Here is an 18025-nt window from a genome sequence, read left to right as displayed (position 1 = left end):
GAAAATGGCAACCTTAGAATTAGTTAGGAAAAAAAGGAACCTTGTCAAACTAACCGAGGAATACTACAACGCTCTAAGTACTAATGTACAGCTGAGCGGCGCCAATATCAAGATGGTCGAAATAAGCTCGGTGACGGCAAATGAAGGAAAGTCTACAACCTCAGTGAATCTCGCGGCCGCCTTTGCCAGAGCTGGTCATAAGACCTTGATGATCGATGCGGATATCCGCAACTCAGTCATGTCCGGTGTGTTTAGCAGTCAGAGAAAAGTATCAGGACTGACGGACTATTTGTCAGGACAGGCTGCCCTGCATGAAGTCATCAACGATACAGATTTGGACAACCTAGATGTGATCTTGTCTGGTCCAGTATCACCTAATCCGACTGGGCTTTTGCAAAGCAAGCAGTTTGAAGCGCTTTTGACTGACCTGCGTGTCCGCTATGACTACATCATCGTAGATACTTCACCGATTGGTCTGGTCATTGATGCGGCTATCATCGCTCAGAAATGCGATGCCAGCTTCTTGGTGACACAAGCAGGCCATATCAAACGAAAAGCAGTCATGAAAGCTAAAGAGCAGTTGGAACAAACGGGAACTCCTTTTTTAGGTGTTGTCCTCAATAAATATAACATTGATTTGGAACGCTATGGTGCCTACGGAACTTATGGAGGATACGGCAGCTATGGCAATTATGGGAAATAATAGGGATTAAAGAGTTTTAGGATAATTGGGAGATTAGGAACATGACAAGAGCGAGAAAAAGAGTCATCTTAATTATTGTTGATATTATTTTGCTCAGTATAAGTCAGGGGATTTCAAAATTCTTCTTAGCAAAATATGTCGGGATAACGGATTTATCTTTTGTCTCTATTTTAATGGGGATTATTGTATTGTATTTGACATTTGCAACACTGTCGAATGTCTTTTCTACCATTACAAGGTATACAGATTACAAAACAATGTTTCGAGTGGGGGGCTCAATTTTAGGAGCTTACTCAATTGTATACATTGCAGAGAAAATTTTTTACGAATCCACAAACAGTAGATATATCGTCCTTTCTATGCTGCTATCTTTTTTGTTGGTTATTGCTTCAAGGCTGACTTGGCGGGAGATTCATGAATTCGTGCAGCACCCGTCAGCCTTACTGGGAAAGAAAGTAGATGGGACGAAAACCCTTGTTGTTGGTTCAGGGGATGGTGCTAGTCTTTTTATCAAGACAGCCCAGCAAAAATCAAAAGATTTAAAGATAGTCGCGATTGTAGATGACGATAAGAATAAGCAAAATACCTATCTTCATGGAGTAAAAGTTGTAGGAACAACCGAGCAGATACCTGAAATTGTGGGAAATTATGAAGTCGAACAAATTGTCATTGCCATTCCTTCATTGGCTCCGGATGATTACGAGCGAATCGTAGAGTATTGCCAACAAACGGAGGTCAAGGTCAATGCCATGCCTAAGTATGAACAGGTGATTACGGGGAAACTATCTGTCAGCAAACTTCAGGAAATTGATATTGCAGATCTGTTGGGACGTAAAGAAGTTAAGCTGGATCAGCAAAGTTTGAAGTCCAATCTTAAATGCAAGACAGTGCTTGTTACGGGGGCCGGTGGCTCTATCGGCTCGGAACTTTGCCGTCAGATTGCTCAATTCTGCCCAGCAAGGCTCCTGCTTCTAGGTCATGGAGAAAATTCAATTTATTTGATTCACAAGGAGCTGTCAAGCCGTTATAAAGATGATATTGAGTTGATTCCAATCATTGCAGATATTCAAGATAGAGAGAGAATTTTCCATATTATGGAAACCTATCGTCCTGATCGAGTGTATCATGCAGCTGCTCACAAGCATGTTCCCTTGATGGAGTACAATCCGACAGAAGCGGTCAAAAATAATATCTATGGCACGCGAAATGTAGCAGAAGCAGCAAAGGCAGCTGGTGTCGCGAAATTTGTCATGATTTCTACAGATAAGGCAGTCAATCCGCCTAATGTTATGGGGGCAACTAAGCGTGTGGCGGAAATGGTCGTGACCAGTTTAAATGAAGAAGGAAAGACTCTTTTCTCAGCCGTACGCTTTGGGAATGTTTTGGGCAGCCGAGGTAGTGTTGTTCCTTTGTTCAAGGAGCAGATTGCTAAGGGAGGTCCTATCACCGTGACGGACTTTCGAATGACACGTTATTTCATGACGATACCAGAAGCCAGCCGCTTGGTGATTCAGGCTGGAGCCTTGATGCAAGGGGGAGAGGTTTTTGTCTTGGATATGGGCGAGCCTGTGAAAATTTTGGACTTGGCTAAAAAGATGATCACGCTCAGCGGCCATACTGAAGAGGAGATTCAGATTCAAGAAGCAGGCATTCGACCGGGCGAAAAACTTTATGAAGAGCTCTTGTCTGCCAAGGAAAAGGTCAATGATCAAGTCTATGAAAAGATTTTTGTAGGGAATGTTCAGTCGCTGCCTAAGATAGAGGTGGATTCCTATGTGGACTCTCTTCTGACTCTTGGTGCAAATGACCTCAAGGATAGCCTGGTAAAGTTTGCACAGCAATAAGTTTTTAGGATAATCATGTATAAATTTTTTAAACGAACATTAGATATAGTCTTGTCATTCTTAGGAATGCTTGTCTTATCACCATTTTTTCTGCTTCTAGTACTCGCTATTAAATTGGATTCAAAAGGACCAGTTTTGTTCAAACAGAAGCGGGTCGGTCTGCATAAGAAACACTTCTATATTTTGAAATTCAGAACGATGCGAATTGACACCCCTAAAGATACCCCAACTCATTTACTGGAAAATCCTGAGCAATGGATTACAAAGGTTGGGAAATTTCTTAGGAGGACATCTCTGGATGAGTTGCCTCAGATTTGGAATATTTTTGTCGGTGACATGAGTATCATAGGTCCAAGACCGGCTCTTTGGAATCAGTATGATTTGATTGAAGAGCGAGACCGCTATGGAGCTAATGATGTTTTGCCAGGTCTGACGGGATGGGCTCAGATTCACGGGCGAGATGAGTTGCCGATTGCCAAGAAAGCTGAATTGGACGGCTACTACGTCCAGCATTTGTCTTTTGGATTAGATGTCCGCTGTTTCTTTGGCACCATTAAGAGTGTGGCCAAGAGCGAAGGTGTTGTCGAAGGCGGCACGGGAAATATGGAAAAGAAAGATTAAAGGCTGATGAAAAGAATATTAATTGCGGGAGAGGGTAGCTATATCGGCCGGAGCTTTAAGAGGTATGTTTCTTCACGGGAGGATGTTCAGGTTGATGAGCTGGACGTCCGCGGAGAAACCTGGAAGGAGAAAGATTTTTCGTCTTTTGATGTAATTTTGCATTTGGCGGCGATTGTCCATATCTCTAACCCATCAAAAGAGATGGAGTCGGAATATAATCAAGTCAATACTCAGCTACCGTATGAATTGGCTCAAAAGGCTAAACGCGAAGGCGTCAAACAGTTTATCTTTATGAGTAGCATGAGCGTCTATGGCGAAGTTTTGGGAGATCGGGTTATCACAAAGGATACAGAAGAGCGTCCTGATTCTTTTTATGGCAAAAGCAAACTAGCTGCTGAGCAACTTCTGGCGGAATTGGAGAGCGAAGATTTCAAATTGGCAGTTTTACGACCGCCCATGGTTTATGGTTATCAAGCTAAGGGAAATTATAAGCGACTGTCAAAGTTGGCTCAGAAACTACCAGTTTTCCCTTTGGTCCAGAACGAACGTAGTATGATTTATATTGATAACCTTTGTGAGTTTATCAGACTGATTGTTCAGAATCAAGACAGTGGTGTCTTCTATCCTCAAAATCAGGACTATGTCAATACCTCTCAGCTAGTCAAAGAAATAAAACGGACTCATGGCCAGAGAGTAGCCTTGCTGCCTGCATTTAACTGGATTTTAAAAGGACTGTCTCACCATGTTTCGACTCTGAATAAGCTGTTTTCGGATTTAACTTATGAAAAAGAGATGTCTAGCTATCCTCAGTCTTATCAGGTAGCAGATTTTAGGAGGTCTATTGAGAAGACGGAGAAGGGAAACTAGTTTAGGATGAATGGGGGGGATTGTTAGTGAAATTTTCGGTATTGATGTCTGTCTATCAGAAGGAGAATCCCGATTTCTTAAGAAAGAGTCTAAATAGCGTTCTTATAGAGCAGAGCCGCAAGCCAGATGAGCTTGTCCTTGTAGAGGATGGGCCGCTGACAGAAGAGCTTTATCAGACGATTCAAGATTTCCAGGGAACATTTCCAGAGATGAAAGTTCTACCCTTAAAGGAAAATGTCGGATTGGGAGAAGCTTTGCATCGGGGAGTTGAGGCTTGCTCTTATGACTGGATTGCTAGAATGGATTCAGACGACATTGCGACACCGGACCGTTTTCAGCAACAAGTGGACTATATTGAGCAGCATCCGCAGTTAGATGTTCTGGGTGGCAATATCATAGAATTTGACGCGGAACCAGATCAAATAGTGGCAGAGAAACAAATGCCGCTTTCTCATGAAGAGATTATCAAAAGGTTGCAGCGGAGAAATCCTTTCTGTCACATGACGGTATTTTTCAAGAAATCATCTGTTTTAAAAGCAGGCAATTACAAGCCCCTGCCTTTAGTGGAAGACTATTATCTTTGGGCGAGAATGGCTGCTCAGGGATGTCGTTTCGCTAATATTAATCGGGTCTTGGTTTATGCTCGTGTCGGAAATGGCATGCATACGAGAAGAAGCCAGACAAATCAGATTGCCAGCTGGAAAGTAGTCAATACTTTTTTGCTGTCACATGGTATGTTGAACCGAGGACAATATTATCAAAATATGTTGATGATTCGTGCTTTTGTGGGAACGCCTATTTGGATAAAAGCGTTTATTTATAAGTATCTGCTTAGAAGAAAGTAATCTTCTTCACAGACAGAGCAGTCTAGCTTAGACAGGGAGAAAGCTAAAAGTTAGGGGGATATAGGATGAAAAGTTTAGGAAGGAGGGAGAAATGATTTCTGTCGTGATGGCGACCTATAATGGGGCGGATTTTATTTTGGAGCAACTAGACTCTATCCGCACTCAAAAGCTGAAGCCTGATCAGGTCATTATCTGTGATGACTGTTCGACAGATCAGACAGTGGTGCTAATCAGGGACTACATCACCAAGCACCAACTGACTGATTGGCAGCTAATTGAAAATCAGGAAAATTTGGGTCATTATCGAACTTTTATAAAATTAGCGAGTTTGGCTGAGCATGATATTGTTTTTTTCGCTGATCAGGATGATAAATGGTTGCCTGATAAAACAGCTGCCTTGCAGAAAGTACTGTTAGAAACAGGTGCTGCTATGGTGTATGGCCAGTCTTACTTGATTGATCAAAATGGTCAGGTCATCAAGGAGCCCAAGGTTTCAGGAGAAAGGCCAGAAAGAAATCTAGCTTGGCTCCTGAAAAATTGGCCGTCAGGTTATCAGACAGCTTTTAGAAAGTCGGTACTGACAGATATTTTGCAGCAGCAGTATACGGATTATCCTGGATTTGATTATCATGATGTTTTATTTGGTATGCTGGCTCCATTGTATGGAAAAGTTGTTTGCTTGGACCAGCTACTAGATCAGCATCGCATTCATCAGGCAAATGTAACCCAGTCTGCGTCGTCGCTCAGTTTTAATAAAACAAGGTTATCTAGGATTAACTATTTACAGAAGGTCATCAGTCGCTATGAGTCCGTGCAAAAAATCGCAGAAGAGCGCCAGATTTCTGAGGCGGATCATCGCCAGCTTGCTAGGGCTTTGGCCTTGACCAATCTTAGACTGAAATTATTACAGTCTAGAAATCCATTTTGGGCTTTGGGCCTGATGTTTCAAATAAGGGAGTATCGAACAATAAAAGATTTCATCAGTGATTTGGTATACACCTACTCACTGAATGGAGTTGCTAGGAGATTATTGAAAAAGTTTGGGAGGTAAGAAAAATGAGAGGAACCAGTAAGATTGAATGGGAGTTGGCTTTGGGAGAACGCTTCAGCCCCATGTATCAGAAAATTACGGATGATAAATTAAAGGTTTTACAAAAAGCCTATTTACAAATGTATAAAAAATTTGATGCAGAGTGTCGTCGGCATCATATTCATTCCTACATGGTTGCAGGGACCTTGATTGGTTCTTTGCGACATGGGGGCTATATCCCTTGGGACGATGATATCGACTTAGTGATGTTCAGAGAGGACTACAATCGTCTGCAGGAAATCTTTGCGGACAGCGAGGACTTCGAGCTGATTTCTCCTGCGGATGCGACAGACAGTGTCTTTAAGGTTCTAAAGCTGCAGAGCAAGTCATTGACCTACTATGATGTTTTGGGAGAAGGTTTCAGTAAAAAGAAACATCTCTATCTTGATATGCTGCCAATTGACTTTGTCCCAGAGAATAACATGCTTCGCAAGCTCAAGGGTCTTCTATTCAGAGCCTTGGATTTGTCACACAATAGCTCACGCTGCTATACGAAGTTTACTCCGCATCTGACCTATATGGCTAAAGAATCCAAAGAACTCAGACAAAATCTTTGGATTAGAAGACTGATAGGCTTCCCTTCTTTTATCATGGGGCCGGCTAATATGTATAAGTTGATGGAAAAACTCATCCAGTCTAATAAGAAGACTTCAAAAATAACCATTGCTTATGGTGTAAAAGGCTATTTGGGAGAGACTATTGACTATGAAAGTTTCTATCCAGCTAAGAAGTATTCCTTCGAAGGCTATGAGTTCGATGGACCCAATGATGCGGACAAGTATCTGACCAATCGCTACGGTGATTACATGACACCGCCTGAAAGAAAAGAACAGACAGAACGTCATGTCAGATTGAGAGATAATTGGGTTGAATTAATAGAAGGAAGATAATGGTTTTTTTACTAATTTTGGGTGGCCTTTTCCTATTGTTTTTGACAATGAAAACAGTAGGAAGAGACTATGCTAACCCGGCTTTTATATATTTGGCAATATGGATGATAGCAAGCATTTTTACTGCATTTTATTCATCCAAATGGGGAGAGGGACTTTCTCTGATAACGGTCACTGTTATCTTTGTTGGAAATGCCATTTTTTTAATGGGAGTCCTCTTGTCATCGAATTTGTTTGCTGAGAGAAAGTTGGACGCCAAACCAAGTCAAATAAAGGTGAGTAATTTTTTCATTATTTTAGTTCTCTTGTTTTTGGCTTATGCGGTCAGGTTTATTTATTCCGATTTGCTTTACTTGGCGGCACAGAGCAAGCAGGTACCTGGGGGATTGTTTAAAACTATTGAATTGGCTCGGCATATGACTACAAATTATGATTTCTCTCTTAGTCGCCTTAGCCTCAATTTGCTGCGAGTTAACTTTTCCTTAGGAATTGTTTTCTTCTACTTTTTCTGTGAATCTCTTTTTTCAGGAAAAGATGGCATTTTCTACAAGGGCAAGATACTGCTGGTTAGTCTGATTTCTTTAGGTGTTTCCCTCTTGTCTACCGGACGTACGGAGTTGCTGGGCTTGGTTGCAGGCTATGCTATTGTGTATATGCTGTTTTTCTCGAAGTATTATTCGTGGAGAGATAGCAGGTATGGTGTGAAGCTTTTTCGCTCTTTGCTGATAATTGGATTTGTATTCCTTGTCTTATTTATGGCGGTTGGAACCTTTGTTCTCAATCGAGTGGATAGTCGAGCAGAGTTCGGAATTTTGGATAATTTGGTTAAGTATATGGGTTCTCCCATTCAGGCTTTAGACTATTATCTGAAAAATCCTACTCTTTATAGCGATAATCAAGTCTTTGGAGAAAATACTCTTATTGCTATCTATGGAACATTGAAATCCCTCGGTCTGTCTAGCCATGAGTTGACACCTTTCCTGCCTGTTGTTCATTTTAACGACGATAAAACCAATGTTTACACAATTTATTACTACTTTATCAAGGATTTTGGTTATTTTTCAGTCCTTATCTTTCAGCTTTTATATGGCTTCTTTTACGGAAGTTTCTACTATTCTATCAAAAAACGCTATTTCACCCCGCTAAAGGTTATTGTTTTCGCTTTATTTGCGTATCCTTTGGTCATTTCATTCTTTCAGGAAACGTTGCTGTCATTGCTGACAACCCATATTAATCGGATTATTTATGCTTTTGTGATTTATATGGCAGCTGATTTACTGAGTAGAGTACGATTTACAACGAGAGGAAGGAAAGTATCGGTATGACGACATCAGCTCTGATATTCGCAGGCGGCACAGGCAGCCGCATGAATACCAAGACCTTACCCAAGCAGTTTTTAGAGTTGCACGGTAAGCCTATTATTATTCATACGATTGAGCACTTTGAAGACCATCCGGCAGTATCGGACATTGTGGTTGTCTGTGTAGACGGCTGGCTGGATTATTGCAGAGATTTATTAGCTCGATTCAATATTAAAAAAGTCAGTCAAGTGGTTCCTGGTGGAGAGACTGGACAAATGTCTATTTTTAATGGTCTATCTATCTTACGGGAAAAGTACAAGAACGATGACGACTATGTTTTGATTCATGATGGTGTTCGCCCCTTGATTGACGGGGGAATCATTTCTAAAAATATTGAGGCAGCCAAAAAGTATGGGGCAGCTATTACGGTTAAGCCGGTTATCGAAACGGTCATTCAGGTCGATGAGGCGGATGTTATTAATCAGGTTATTGAGCGTTCCACTTGTCAGACAGCTGTCGCCCCTCAAACCTTTGCGCTTTCAAAGATTTACTCCCTGCATTTAAAAGCCCAGGCAGAGAATCAGTTTGATATGACGGATTCTGCGACGTTGGCTCGTTATTTTGGTCTCCCTCTGCATACAGTCATGGGGGGCAGCGAAAATATCAAAATTACGACTCCATCTGATTTTTATATCTTTAGAGCGATTTACGAAGCGCGTGAAAATGCACAAATTTTTGGTTGATATGGGAAAAAATACGATTTTACAAAAGGATATGGAAGAGCTAGCTGCTGTCAGTCCTATTCTTAGAGAGTTGAGAAATGTTACAGTCTTGGTAACCGGAGCAACCGGACTTATAGGCAGACACTGCATTTCCGCTTTGATGGCTTTAAATGATTTGTACGATGCCAATATCAGAGTAGTGGCCTTGGCGCGAAATCAGAAAAAAGCGGAAGATCTATTTCAAGATTTTTTACATAGTGACAATCTGCAGCTAGTGTATGCTGACTTGCTGTCAGATTGGCAGATAGAGGAGGATTTGGATTATATTATCCATGGAGCCAGTGCGACGGACTCCTCTTTTTTCGTTGAGCATCCTGTGGAGACAATTGATCTAGCCGTAAATGGAACGAAAAAAATGCTTGAGCTGGCTAAAAATAAGAAAGTTCACAGTATGGTCTATCTCTCTTCTCTGGAAGTCTATGGGACGACAAGTCCTGATGCTTCCAGCATTAACGAGAAAGATTACGGTTATTTGGATCCAACCAGTGTCCGTAGCAGTTATTCGGAAAGCAAGCGCATGGCAGAGTCCTTGTGTGTAGGCTATTGTCATCAGTATCAGGTGCCAGTGAAAATGGCTCGTTTGTCACAAACTTTTGGCCCAGGTGTGAGCTATGAAGACAACAGAGTTTTTGCGCAGTTTGCGCGTGCTGTCCTTGAAAAGAGTGATATTATTCTCCGAACTAAAGGGGAGACTGTTCGGAACTACTGCTATACCAAAGATGCTATTGAAGCCATATTTTACATTCTGCTGAAAGGCCAAGCAGGTCAAGCTTATAATGTCGCCAATAAAGAGACGGCTATTTCCATTCGTGAGATGGCGGAAATGGTTATTGAACGAAGTGGTAGCAATGAAACGAAGTTGGTCTTTGATTTGGCAGATGATGTGGAAAAGCTAGGATATAATCCGACAGTCAAGATTCGTCTCAATACGGACAAGCTTGAGAGTTTGGGCTGGCAAGCTCATACTGATTTAGAAACCATGTTTTTACGGTTGATTGAGAGCATGGCAGCAGATAGGAAGGAATAGGAGGGCAAATTTGTCTGGTGGATTTAAAAAAATAATAGCTAATTTTTCCTATGTTGTCTTGTCCAATTTGCTGACAGTAATAGTTTCTTCTCTGGTTGTCTTGATTTTGCCTAAGATTATGGGTGTAGAGGAGTATGGCTACTGGCAACTCTATATTTTTTATTTATCCTATGCCGGTTTTGTTCATCTGGGTTGGGTGGACGGAATCTACCTTCGCTACGGTGGTTTAGAGTATGCCGATCTGGATAAAGAAAAGTTTTTCTCTCAGTTTCTCATGCTTTTGATCTATCTGACAGGGATTGGAATTTTATTTTTCTTAGGAACTTCTGCCTTTATTAGAGATGAGAGCAGTCGGTTTGTTTTTATACTTTTGGTTTATACTATGTTGGTCACCAATCTGCGCTTTCTCTTTGTGTACATTCTGCAGATGACTAATCGACTAAAGGAAAGTTCCTATGTTGTCAGTGGAGACCGACTCCTCTATTTACTGCTCTTACTAGTCTTTATTTTCATGGGTTTTCGAGACTTCAAGATTATGGTCTATGCAGATTTGATTGGTAGAGTTGTTTCTCTTTTTTATGCCATGTATCTATGCCGAGATATGGCTCTGCGACCTCTCCATCAGTTTAAGCTTGATGTACGGGAAACGGTTTGCAATATTGCTGTCGGGATCAAGCTGATGCTATCCAATGTAGCCAGTATGCTCATTATCGGGACGGTTCGAATGGGGATTCAAAAGGTATGGAACATTGCTACATTTGGGAAAGTATCCTTGACCCTGAGCATTTCCAATCTGCTGATGACCTTTATCAACGCTATCGGTTTGGTCATCTTTCCGATTTTGAAACGGACGGACGAAAGCAAGTTGCCTAAGATTTACAATCAGTTGCGGAATGTCCTTATGGTTCTTATGTTTGGTGTGCTTTTGCTGTATTATCCCCTGAAAATAGCTTTGGACAGCTGGCTGCCGGCTTACAGAGAGTCCTTGATATTTATGGCTCTGGTCTTTCCTATGTCTGTCTACGAGGGCAAGATGGCTCTGCTTATCAATACCTACTTAAAAGCCTTACGAATGGAGAGGCAGATTTTTAAAGTAAATGTTATTGCCATGCTTTTAAGCTTTGCTACTACCTTGATTTTTGCAGTTTCTTTGCGCAATCTGAATGCCACAGTACTATCTATCGTGCTGCTGCTGGCGACTAGGAGTATACTGGCAGAGCTAATCTTAGCCAAGAGGATGCAGATCGAAGTCGTCAAAGATATCTGGGTTGAGTTGCTAATGACGCTTGTATTTATTGCTTCGAATTGGTTTTTATCAGTTTATCTAGCTGCTGCAGCTTACGGATTTGTCTATCTGACCTACAGCATTTACAAATACAAAAGTTTGAAAGGTCTGCTCCAACAATTGCGGGCTCGTTGATGCTCGAGAAATTATAAATAGTTTAACAATCTAAACGCTAAGCCCTGTCCGGGCTTTTTAGGTTTGTAATGTAGCGTTAGCATACAAAGCTACTTGTAAAGTTACTCTGGCTACAATCAGTTTGCTGAACTATACATTGTATATAGTGGAAATGAAAGACAATTTTTCCAGTAACTTATTGCGGATTATGGTATTTTTGAGGATAACTAGAAATTAGCTAAAATAATTCCGTTCTTTATGCCTGGGAATATAAATGGTTTTGCAAGTTATTCTACCATGAAGAGATTTCAAAAGGCATCAGGAGAGCAGAGCTGCTAGGATAGCAAATTGGGCTAGTTTTTGGTATTTTAAGTAGGTGCAGAATTCGGCGGTCAACTTTAGAAAGAGAAATACCTGTTAGTTGCAATAGTAAAATTAAAGAGAACTTGAGGATTAGCAAGAAGAGGTGTCCTATGAAAAAAATTTTAGTCACAGGTGGAGCGGGGTATATAGGAAGTCACACAGTGGTTGAACTAGTCGTAGCAGGCTATGAAGCCATTATCGTGGATAACTTTTCGAATAGCTCTCCAGAAGTGCTAGAGCGCTTAGAAACTATCACTGGTAAGAATATTCCGTTTTTCAAGGGTTCGATTTCTGATAAAAATCTGATGGACCAGATTTTCAAAGACAATCACATTGATGCAGTCATTCATTTAGCGGCCTATAAGTCAGTAGAAGAATCGGTGCGGGAACCACTTAAATATTACGAAAATAATGTCAGTGCTGGTATTGCTCTTCTTGAAGTTATGAAAGAGCACAAGGTAGAACATATTATCTTTAGCTCCAGTGCCACGGTCTATGGAATGAATCATTGTTCATCCTTGACAGGAGATTTATCTATTTCAGCGACCAATCCATATGGTTACACCAAGCTGATGATGGAACAGATTTTGACGGATCTTGCTCTTGCACATTCAGATTGGTCTGTAACTAATCTTCGTTACTTCAATCCAATTGGTGCTCATGAGTCTGGTCTGATTGGTGAGGCACCAAATGGAATTCCTCATAACCTCATGCCTTATATTACTCAGGTTGCGGTCGGTAAATTGCAAGAGCTTAGCATTTTCGGAAATGATTATGATACGCATGATGGTACAGGAGTGCGAGATTATATCCATGTAGTCGATTTAGCCAAGGGCCATGTTTTGTCTTTGAAACATAATTTAGAAAACAAGGGCGTCGCTGTTTTCAATCTTGGTACAGGAACTAGTTATAGTGTACTGGATATGGTTAAGGCCTTTGAAAATGTCAATGGTGTGAAAATTCCTTATGTTATCAAGAATAGACGACCTGGAGATGTGGCGACTTGCTATGCTGATGCAAGCAAAGCGCATGACATTTTGGGCTGGAAAGCTGAGAAAACTCTCCAAGATATGATGCGAGATTCTTGGAGATGGCAAAGCTCAAATCCTAATGGCTATGAAAGCTAACATAGAATATCAGTCAGGTGAATAAAACTCTCATGTAATAGTGCAGAAGAGTTTTTCTATATAAGAGCTGTCTTCTCCTGCAGATGCAAAACTTTTTAAAGAATGTCATCAATTGATATGTTTTTTAATGGGCGTGTAATCTGGTCTTGATGAGCTGTAATAATAAACATGCTATAATGTCTGCATGAAGACTGAAAACACAACTTTGCACGCTTTTAAGGCCCTAGCTTGCTTTAGTATTGTTTCCTTACACTTTCTGCTGCCGGGGCAATTTGGCGTTTTTTATCAAATTGTGGCCCGCTTTGCAGTTCCCTTTTTCATGATGCTGTCGGGCTATTTTTCCTTTAATATTTCCAGGGATAAGGTCAAGTATCGTCTCAAGCAGATGCTCCTTTTGACAGCTGCCAGTCTCCTATTTTACACAATCGTGCATTTTGTCAACCTAGTGCTGACCAGAGAACTAACAGAAAAGATGGCATCTATAGACCTGTCTGATTTTGCAGACTTTTTCCTCTTTAACAGTCCCAGAGACTTGATTGGTTCAGCTGCTACACCGACTTGGTATTTGCTGGCTATCTCCTATATCTACACGCTTTATCTGGTTTTTTATAATCATTTCCACCGTTTAACTAGCTTTGGTGTGTCCTTATTCTTGTTAGTTTTGGCCTTTTGTATCGAGTTCAATACAGACAGTGAATTTTACTATCGCAACTTCCTGTTTATGGGGCTTCCCTTTTTCATTTTAGGCATGCAGTTTGCCAAGCATCGGGACCGGATTTTAGCCTACGACTTGTCTTCTGTCAGGAAATGGGCGATTGGCTTGGGAATAGCGGCTTTGATTTTGCTTGAGTACTGTTTCATGGGTACGGAGTACGACCTCTATCCCAGTACCCTTTTGTCTTCCAGTGCAATTTTCCTCTATGCGGTCAGAAACGGGACCAATATTGATATTCCGATTTTGAATAATATTGCCAAAAAGTACGCCACCATGATTTATATCATCCATCCTTTTATTATCTTCATTTTCAGGTCGATAATGCCTCGGAATACCATTTATAGTTTTGGCTTTTTTATCATTTTCTTACTGTCTTACTTGCTGAGCATAGTTTTTCAGAAAGCCATCCGGCCCAGACTTATCAGTGCACTTCCGGCTCAGTGATGTAAGCTGTCATAGCTTATCCTCGCTTTGACTCCAAACTAAAAGCAACAGACCATACTGTTGCTTTTCTTAGTCTATCTTGCGTTCAGACTGCTCAATACTTTTTCAAAACTGTCAGAGTGGGCTTCGACGGTGATTTTTTCCAGCGTAAAAGGGTGGGTGAAGGTCAGCCGATGGGCGTGAAGCATAAGCCGCCCTTGGGGCTGCGGATGATAAAGGGGGTCACCGATAAGTGGGTGTCCGTGGTGAGCTAGATGAACACGGATCTGATGGGTGCGTCCAGTCTTGAGTTGGCATTTGACCAAGGCAGCCTGCCCAAATTGCTTGACCCTAGTCACATGGGTCTCTGCATAGAGTCCTTTTCGGGGGTCGACCAGCCGTTTCCTGCGATCATGGCGGTCGCGGCCAATCTTGTCTTTATAGATAAGCTTTTTAGCTGGGAACTTGCCTTGGACCAAAGCCCAATATTCACGGCTGATTTCTCGCTTTTCCAGCAGTCGATTGAGGATGGGCAGGACAAAGGGATTCTTGGCAAAGAGGACAGCACCGCTGGTTTCCTTATCCAGCCGGTGAACGACATAGCAGGTCTCACCGACGTAAGCAGAAACATGATTAAGCAGGGCCAACTCTGTTGGTTCATTAGCGTGGGTTTTCATACCCTCAGGTTTATTGACGATAATGAGATGTTGGTCCTGATAGAGCTCCTCTACGAGTTCGCCATTTCCAAATAAGATTGTCTTTTGAGGATAATCCTCTTCATCAAATATCAGGCAGATGTCATCTCCGGGGTTGACTACAGTCTGCCAGTTGATAGCTAGGCCGTTGACGGACACATGCTTTTTGGTCCGCAGAAAGTGCCGAATTTTTCGCGGAATGAGAAATTGTTCTTCCAGCAGCTCTTTGACTGTCATGGCGGGCAGTCCATCTGGGATAGTCAGTGTAAATTTCATACATTTATTGTAGCAGAAAGCTATAACTTTGAAAATAGGCAGTGTCGGATAAGACTTGCTGCAGAGGCTTTTAAACGGCTATTTAATATACCCTTTTTCTTAAAAATAACTAAAAATCAGACGGGAAATAGGGTACTTTCTTGTCTGCACCTAAATAAGGTGATAAAATAAGGTTTATGAAGAATTTAAAAGATTTGTTTGAAAAATTAGTAGATTATTTTACCATACAGAAACCTCAAAAAGAAGCAGCAGAGGAGGTAGAGCTGACAGAAGAGCAGGCTAAGTCTGGACTCAGCCGTTCGGGCAAGACCAAGAAGAAACCTCTCTCTCAGCACCCTATCCGTCGTTTTTGGCGCAGGTTTCATCTGACCAAGATATTCCTGATTCTCGGCTTGACCTTTGGTCTGGTGGTCGGTGGCTATCTCTTTTATGTGGCTAAGACGACCAATGTCAAGGATTTGCAGAATGCCCTCAAAGCTACCACGCTCATCTTTGACAAGGATGGTAATGAAGCGGGAAGCCTGTCTGGTCAGAAAGGAACTTATGTTGAGCTGACCGAGATTAGTCAAGACCTGCAGAATGCTGTCATCGCGACAGAGGACCGGACTTTCTATGAGAATGGCGGGATTAACTACAGTCGTTTTATCCTAGCTATCCTGACAGCCGGTCGCTCGGGTGGGGGTTCTACCATCACCCAGCAGCTGGCCAAGAATGCCTATCTGTCTCAGGACCAGACCATTGAGCGGAAGGCCAAGGAATTTTTCCTGGCTCTGGAAATCAATAAGAAATACAGCAAGCAGGAAATCCTGACCATGTACCTCAATAATTCCTATTTTGGGAATGGGGTCTGGGGTGTGGAGGATGCCTCTAAGAAATATTTCGGAGTTTCGGCTAGTCAGCTTAGTCTGGACCAGTCGGCTGTTCTGGCTGGTATGCTCAAGGGTCCGGAGATTTATAATCCACTGTATTCAGTTGAAAATGCGACCAATCGTCGTAATACGGTGCTGCAAAATATGGTTGCTGCAGGCTTTATTGATCAGGGGACAGCCGATCAGGCTGCCGCTGTAGGAATCGGTGGTCAGCTGGTTGATGCGTATGCCGGTAAGTCAGAAGACTATCGCTATCCGTCCTATTTCGATGCGGTCATCAATGAAGCGGTCAATGACTACGGCTTGACAGAAGAAGAGATTGTTAATAATGGCTATCGCATTTACACTGAATTGGATCAGAACTACCAAGCCAGCATGCAGGTTATTTACAGCAATGTCTCTCTCTTTCCTGTAGCAGAAGATGGCACTATGGCTGAGTCGGGCAGTGTTGCCTTGGATCCAAAAACCGGCGGTGTGCGAGCACTAGTCGGGCGAGTCAATAGTGCAGAAGGCTCGACTTTCAGAAGCTTTAACTATGCAACCCAGTCCTCCCGCAGCCCTGGCTCTACTATCAAGCCCTTGGTTGCATACAGCCCGGCCGTCGCTGCTGGTTGGCCGACAGATAAGGAGCTGGATAATACTAGAACCACCTTTGGCGACTATACCATTAACAACTACGGCAATATCCAAAGCTCCCCCAAAGTTCCAATGTATCAAGCCTTGGCAGAATCTCTGAACATTCCAGCTGTTTCAACTGTAGACGAGCTAGGCATCAACAAGGCCTTTGAGTACGGGAAAAAGTTTGGTCTGAATATGGACAAGGTTGATAAGACTTTGGGAGTAGCACTAGGAAGCGGAGTTACAACCAATCCAATGCAGATGGCGCAGGCCTATTCAGTCTTTGCCAACGGCGGTGTGATGAATGATGCCCATCTCATTACAAAAATTGAAAATGCCAGCGGTCAGGTCGTCAAGACCCATCGCCAAACCTCTACTCGGGTCCTCAATAGCTCAACGACTGACAAGATGAACAGCATGATGCTGGGGACTTTCTCGAACGGTACAGGTATCTATGCGGCTCCGTATGGCTATACTATGGCTGGTAAGACCGGTACGACTGAAACGGACTTTAACCCAGATCTATCTGGTGATCAATGGGTTATTGGTTATACGCCGGATGTGGTTATCAGCCAGTGGCTAGGCTTTCCAAAAACTGATGAAACCCACTATCTAACTGGGACCAGTGCGAATGAAGCCTCGGCGGTTTTCCGAAATGTTGCCAATAGTATCCTGCCATATACAGAAGGAACTTCCTTTGAAGGGCAGAAGAATGCCTATGCTGCCAACGGCATTGCCCCTGTGGACACCTATGGTACGGAGGAAACGGGTACTACAACTGAAAACAAAGACTTCCTGCAGGACGTTCAGGACCGAGCTCAAAATCTGGTGGATGAAGCCAAGAAAGCCATTGATGACACTGGTATTCCTGAGAAAGCTAAGAATCTCTGGGATACTGTTACCAGCTGGTTTCAATAGGATTTAAAAGAGCTGAACGGCTTGTCAAAAGCATAGAATCCTGCTATAATAAGAAAGATGGAGGCGTTATGGCATTAAAAAAAGCGAGTCTAGCGTGTACAGTCTGTGGTTCTAGGAACTACTCGGTTAAGCTCAGTAGCACTCCAAAACCAACGCGTTTAGAAGTTAATAAATTTTGTAAGCATTGTAGTAAATACACCTTGCATAAAGAAACTAGATAGGAGATTGTTGTGAAATTCTTTAAAGACGTTTTTAAATTATTGAAAGATACAACTTGGCCTACCCGAAAAGAAAGATGGACAGATTTTATCTCTGTCATGGAATACACTGCATTCTTTGTAGTGATCATCTATATCTTTGACAAAGTAGTGGCAAGCGGTCTATTCCAGATTCTGAATATTTTCTCTTAACAACTGAAGTAGAAATAGAGAAGAATCTTGCGGCAGCCATATCATTCAAAGTCCCACCTATTGTCAGTAGGTGGGATTTTTGGCGTATGTCCTTATTTACGCGCCGACAATTTCAAAAAAATCAAATCTATCTATAATTCATCGTTTGAAATAAAAATTTCTCATACTAGACAACGCTGATTCAAGAATTTTTGGGCAGAATTGCAAGACTTTGATTTGTCAGGAAAATAGTTATTAAATTC

Annotated in this window: 17 protein-coding genes; 16 read left to right on the top strand and 1 reads right to left on the bottom strand. The window is 42.0% G+C overall.

Annotated features, from left to right (window positions below):
- Positions 1-4: 4 nt before the first annotated feature.
- The 13 genes from PCY71_RS08540 to PCY71_RS08480 all read left to right on the top strand — a co-directional run bounded on the left by PCY71_RS08540 (position 5) and on the right by PCY71_RS08480 (position 14018).
- A complete protein-coding gene (locus tag PCY71_RS08540; protein ID WP_002905547.1) occupies positions 5-703 on the top strand; it encodes a polysaccharide biosynthesis tyrosine autokinase in 699 nt (232 codons plus the stop codon).
- Between the two features lie 41 nt (positions 704-744).
- Complete coding sequence (locus PCY71_RS08535; RefSeq protein ID WP_002916690.1) at positions 745-2547, top strand: nucleoside-diphosphate sugar epimerase/dehydratase; 1803 nt, start codon at positions 745-747, stop codon at positions 2545-2547.
- Between the two features lie 15 nt (positions 2548-2562).
- Complete coding sequence (locus tag PCY71_RS08530; RefSeq protein WP_048773115.1) at positions 2563-3168, top strand: sugar transferase; 606 nt, start codon at positions 2563-2565, stop codon at positions 3166-3168.
- Between the two features lie 6 nt (positions 3169-3174).
- Complete coding sequence (locus PCY71_RS08525; RefSeq protein WP_048773120.1) at positions 3175-4035, top strand: NAD-dependent epimerase/dehydratase family protein; 861 nt, start codon at positions 3175-3177, stop codon at positions 4033-4035.
- 44 nt (positions 4036-4079) lie between these two features.
- Entirely contained in the window at positions 4080-4880 is an 801-nt protein-coding gene (locus PCY71_RS08520) for a glycosyltransferase (protein WP_002908528.1), read from the top strand.
- A gap of 91 nt (positions 4881-4971) precedes the next feature.
- The gene (locus tag PCY71_RS08515; protein WP_048773125.1) at positions 4972-5931 is read left to right on the top strand and encodes a glycosyltransferase family 2 protein; all 960 of its coding nucleotides are present in this window, start codon (positions 4972-4974) and stop codon (positions 5929-5931) included.
- Between the two features lie 5 nt (positions 5932-5936).
- Complete coding sequence (locus PCY71_RS08510; protein ID WP_002907804.1) at positions 5937-6860, top strand: phosphorylcholine transferase LicD; 924 nt, start codon at positions 5937-5939, stop codon at positions 6858-6860.
- Complete coding sequence (locus PCY71_RS08505) at positions 6860-8185, top strand: O-antigen polymerase (protein ID WP_048773128.1); 1326 nt, start codon at positions 6860-6862, stop codon at positions 8183-8185. Before PCY71_RS08510 ends, PCY71_RS08505 begins: the two co-directional genes overlap by 1 nt.
- Complete coding sequence (gene ispD / locus PCY71_RS08500; RefSeq protein WP_048773131.1) at positions 8182-8904, top strand: 2-C-methyl-D-erythritol 4-phosphate cytidylyltransferase; 723 nt, start codon at positions 8182-8184, stop codon at positions 8902-8904. The genes PCY71_RS08505 and ispD overlap by 4 nt, the downstream gene beginning before the upstream one ends.
- Positions 8885-9970 (top strand): NAD(P)-dependent oxidoreductase, encoded by a 1086-nt coding sequence (locus PCY71_RS08495; RefSeq protein ID WP_048773135.1) that lies wholly within the window; start codon positions 8885-8887, stop codon positions 9968-9970. Before ispD ends, PCY71_RS08495 begins: the two co-directional genes overlap by 20 nt.
- 10 nt (positions 9971-9980) lie before the next feature.
- Positions 9981-11390, top strand: a complete 1410-nt coding sequence (locus PCY71_RS08490; protein ID WP_301412525.1) for a lipopolysaccharide biosynthesis protein — start codon at positions 9981-9983, stop codon at positions 11388-11390.
- Positions 11391-11842: 452 nt separating this feature from the next.
- Positions 11843-12859 carry a UDP-glucose 4-epimerase GalE gene (galE, locus tag PCY71_RS08485; RefSeq protein WP_048773142.1) on the top strand — a complete coding sequence of 339 codons (1017 nt, stop codon included), beginning with the start codon at positions 11843-11845 and terminating at the stop codon, positions 12857-12859.
- Between the two features lie 184 nt (positions 12860-13043).
- Positions 13044-14018: an acyltransferase gene (locus tag PCY71_RS08480; protein ID WP_002908535.1), complete on the top strand. Its 975-nt coding sequence runs from the start codon at positions 13044-13046 to the stop codon at positions 14016-14018.
- Positions 14019-14092: 74 nt separating this feature from the next.
- Here PCY71_RS08480 and PCY71_RS08475 read toward each other — a convergent pair whose 3' ends face one another.
- Complete coding sequence (locus tag PCY71_RS08475) at positions 14093-14968, bottom strand: RluA family pseudouridine synthase (RefSeq protein ID WP_048773147.1); 876 nt, start codon at positions 14966-14968, stop codon at positions 14093-14095.
- Between the two features lie 176 nt (positions 14969-15144).
- Here PCY71_RS08475 and pbp2a point away from each other — a divergent pair, with 176 nt between their 5' ends.
- The 3 genes from pbp2a (at position 15145) to secE (ending at position 17783) form a co-directional block, all read left to right on the top strand.
- Entirely contained in the window at positions 15145-17373 is a 2229-nt protein-coding gene (gene pbp2a / locus PCY71_RS08470) for a penicillin-binding protein PBP2A (protein ID WP_002894025.1), read from the top strand.
- A 68-nt stretch (positions 17374-17441) separates the two neighbouring features.
- Entirely contained in the window at positions 17442-17594 is a 153-nt protein-coding gene (gene rpmG, locus PCY71_RS08465) for a 50S ribosomal protein L33 (RefSeq protein WP_002894024.1), read from the top strand.
- A 9-nt stretch (positions 17595-17603) separates the two neighbouring features.
- Positions 17604-17783, top strand: a complete 180-nt coding sequence (gene secE, locus PCY71_RS08460; RefSeq protein WP_002894022.1) for a preprotein translocase subunit SecE — start codon at positions 17604-17606, stop codon at positions 17781-17783.
- Positions 17784-18025 lie beyond the last annotated feature (242 nt).

It is taken from the genome of Streptococcus sp. SN3 (assembly GCF_030439905.1).
This window is presented reverse-complemented; position numbering and strand designations above follow the sequence as displayed.

Excerpts from the sequence above, each read along its gene's own strand:
- PCY71_RS08540 (WP_002905547.1), top strand. The coding sequence starts at position 5 with ATGGCAACCTTAGAATTAGTTAGGAAAAAAAGGAACCTTGTCAAACTA.
- PCY71_RS08535 (WP_002916690.1), top strand. The coding sequence starts at position 745 with ATGACAAGAGCGAGAAAAAGAGTCATCTTAATTATTGTTGATATTATT.
- PCY71_RS08530 (WP_048773115.1), top strand. The coding sequence starts at position 2,563 with ATGTATAAATTTTTTAAACGAACATTAGATATAGTCTTGTCATTCTTA.
- PCY71_RS08525 (WP_048773120.1), top strand. The coding sequence starts at position 3,175 with ATGAAAAGAATATTAATTGCGGGAGAGGGTAGCTATATCGGCCGGAGC.
- PCY71_RS08520 (WP_002908528.1), top strand. The coding sequence starts at position 4,080 with ATGTCTGTCTATCAGAAGGAGAATCCCGATTTCTTAAGAAAGAGTCTA.
- PCY71_RS08515 (WP_048773125.1), top strand. The coding sequence starts at position 4,972 with ATGATTTCTGTCGTGATGGCGACCTATAATGGGGCGGATTTTATTTTG.
- PCY71_RS08510 (WP_002907804.1), top strand. The coding sequence starts at position 5,937 with ATGAGAGGAACCAGTAAGATTGAATGGGAGTTGGCTTTGGGAGAACGC.
- PCY71_RS08505 (WP_048773128.1), top strand. The coding sequence starts at position 6,860 with ATGGTTTTTTTACTAATTTTGGGTGGCCTTTTCCTATTGTTTTTGACA.
- ispD (WP_048773131.1), top strand. The coding sequence starts at position 8,182 with ATGACGACATCAGCTCTGATATTCGCAGGCGGCACAGGCAGCCGCATG.
- PCY71_RS08495 (WP_048773135.1), top strand. The coding sequence starts at position 8,885 with ATGCACAAATTTTTGGTTGATATGGGAAAAAATACGATTTTACAAAAG.
- galE (WP_048773142.1), top strand. The coding sequence starts at position 11,843 with ATGAAAAAAATTTTAGTCACAGGTGGAGCGGGGTATATAGGAAGTCAC.
- PCY71_RS08480 (WP_002908535.1), top strand. The coding sequence starts at position 13,044 with ATGAAGACTGAAAACACAACTTTGCACGCTTTTAAGGCCCTAGCTTGC.
- PCY71_RS08475 (WP_048773147.1), bottom strand. The coding sequence starts at position 14,968 with ATGAAATTTACACTGACTATCCCAGATGGACTGCCCGCCATGACAGTC.
- pbp2a (WP_002894025.1), top strand. The coding sequence starts at position 15,145 with ATGAAGAATTTAAAAGATTTGTTTGAAAAATTAGTAGATTATTTTACC.
- rpmG (WP_002894024.1), top strand. The coding sequence starts at position 17,442 with ATGGCATTAAAAAAAGCGAGTCTAGCGTGTACAGTCTGTGGTTCTAGG.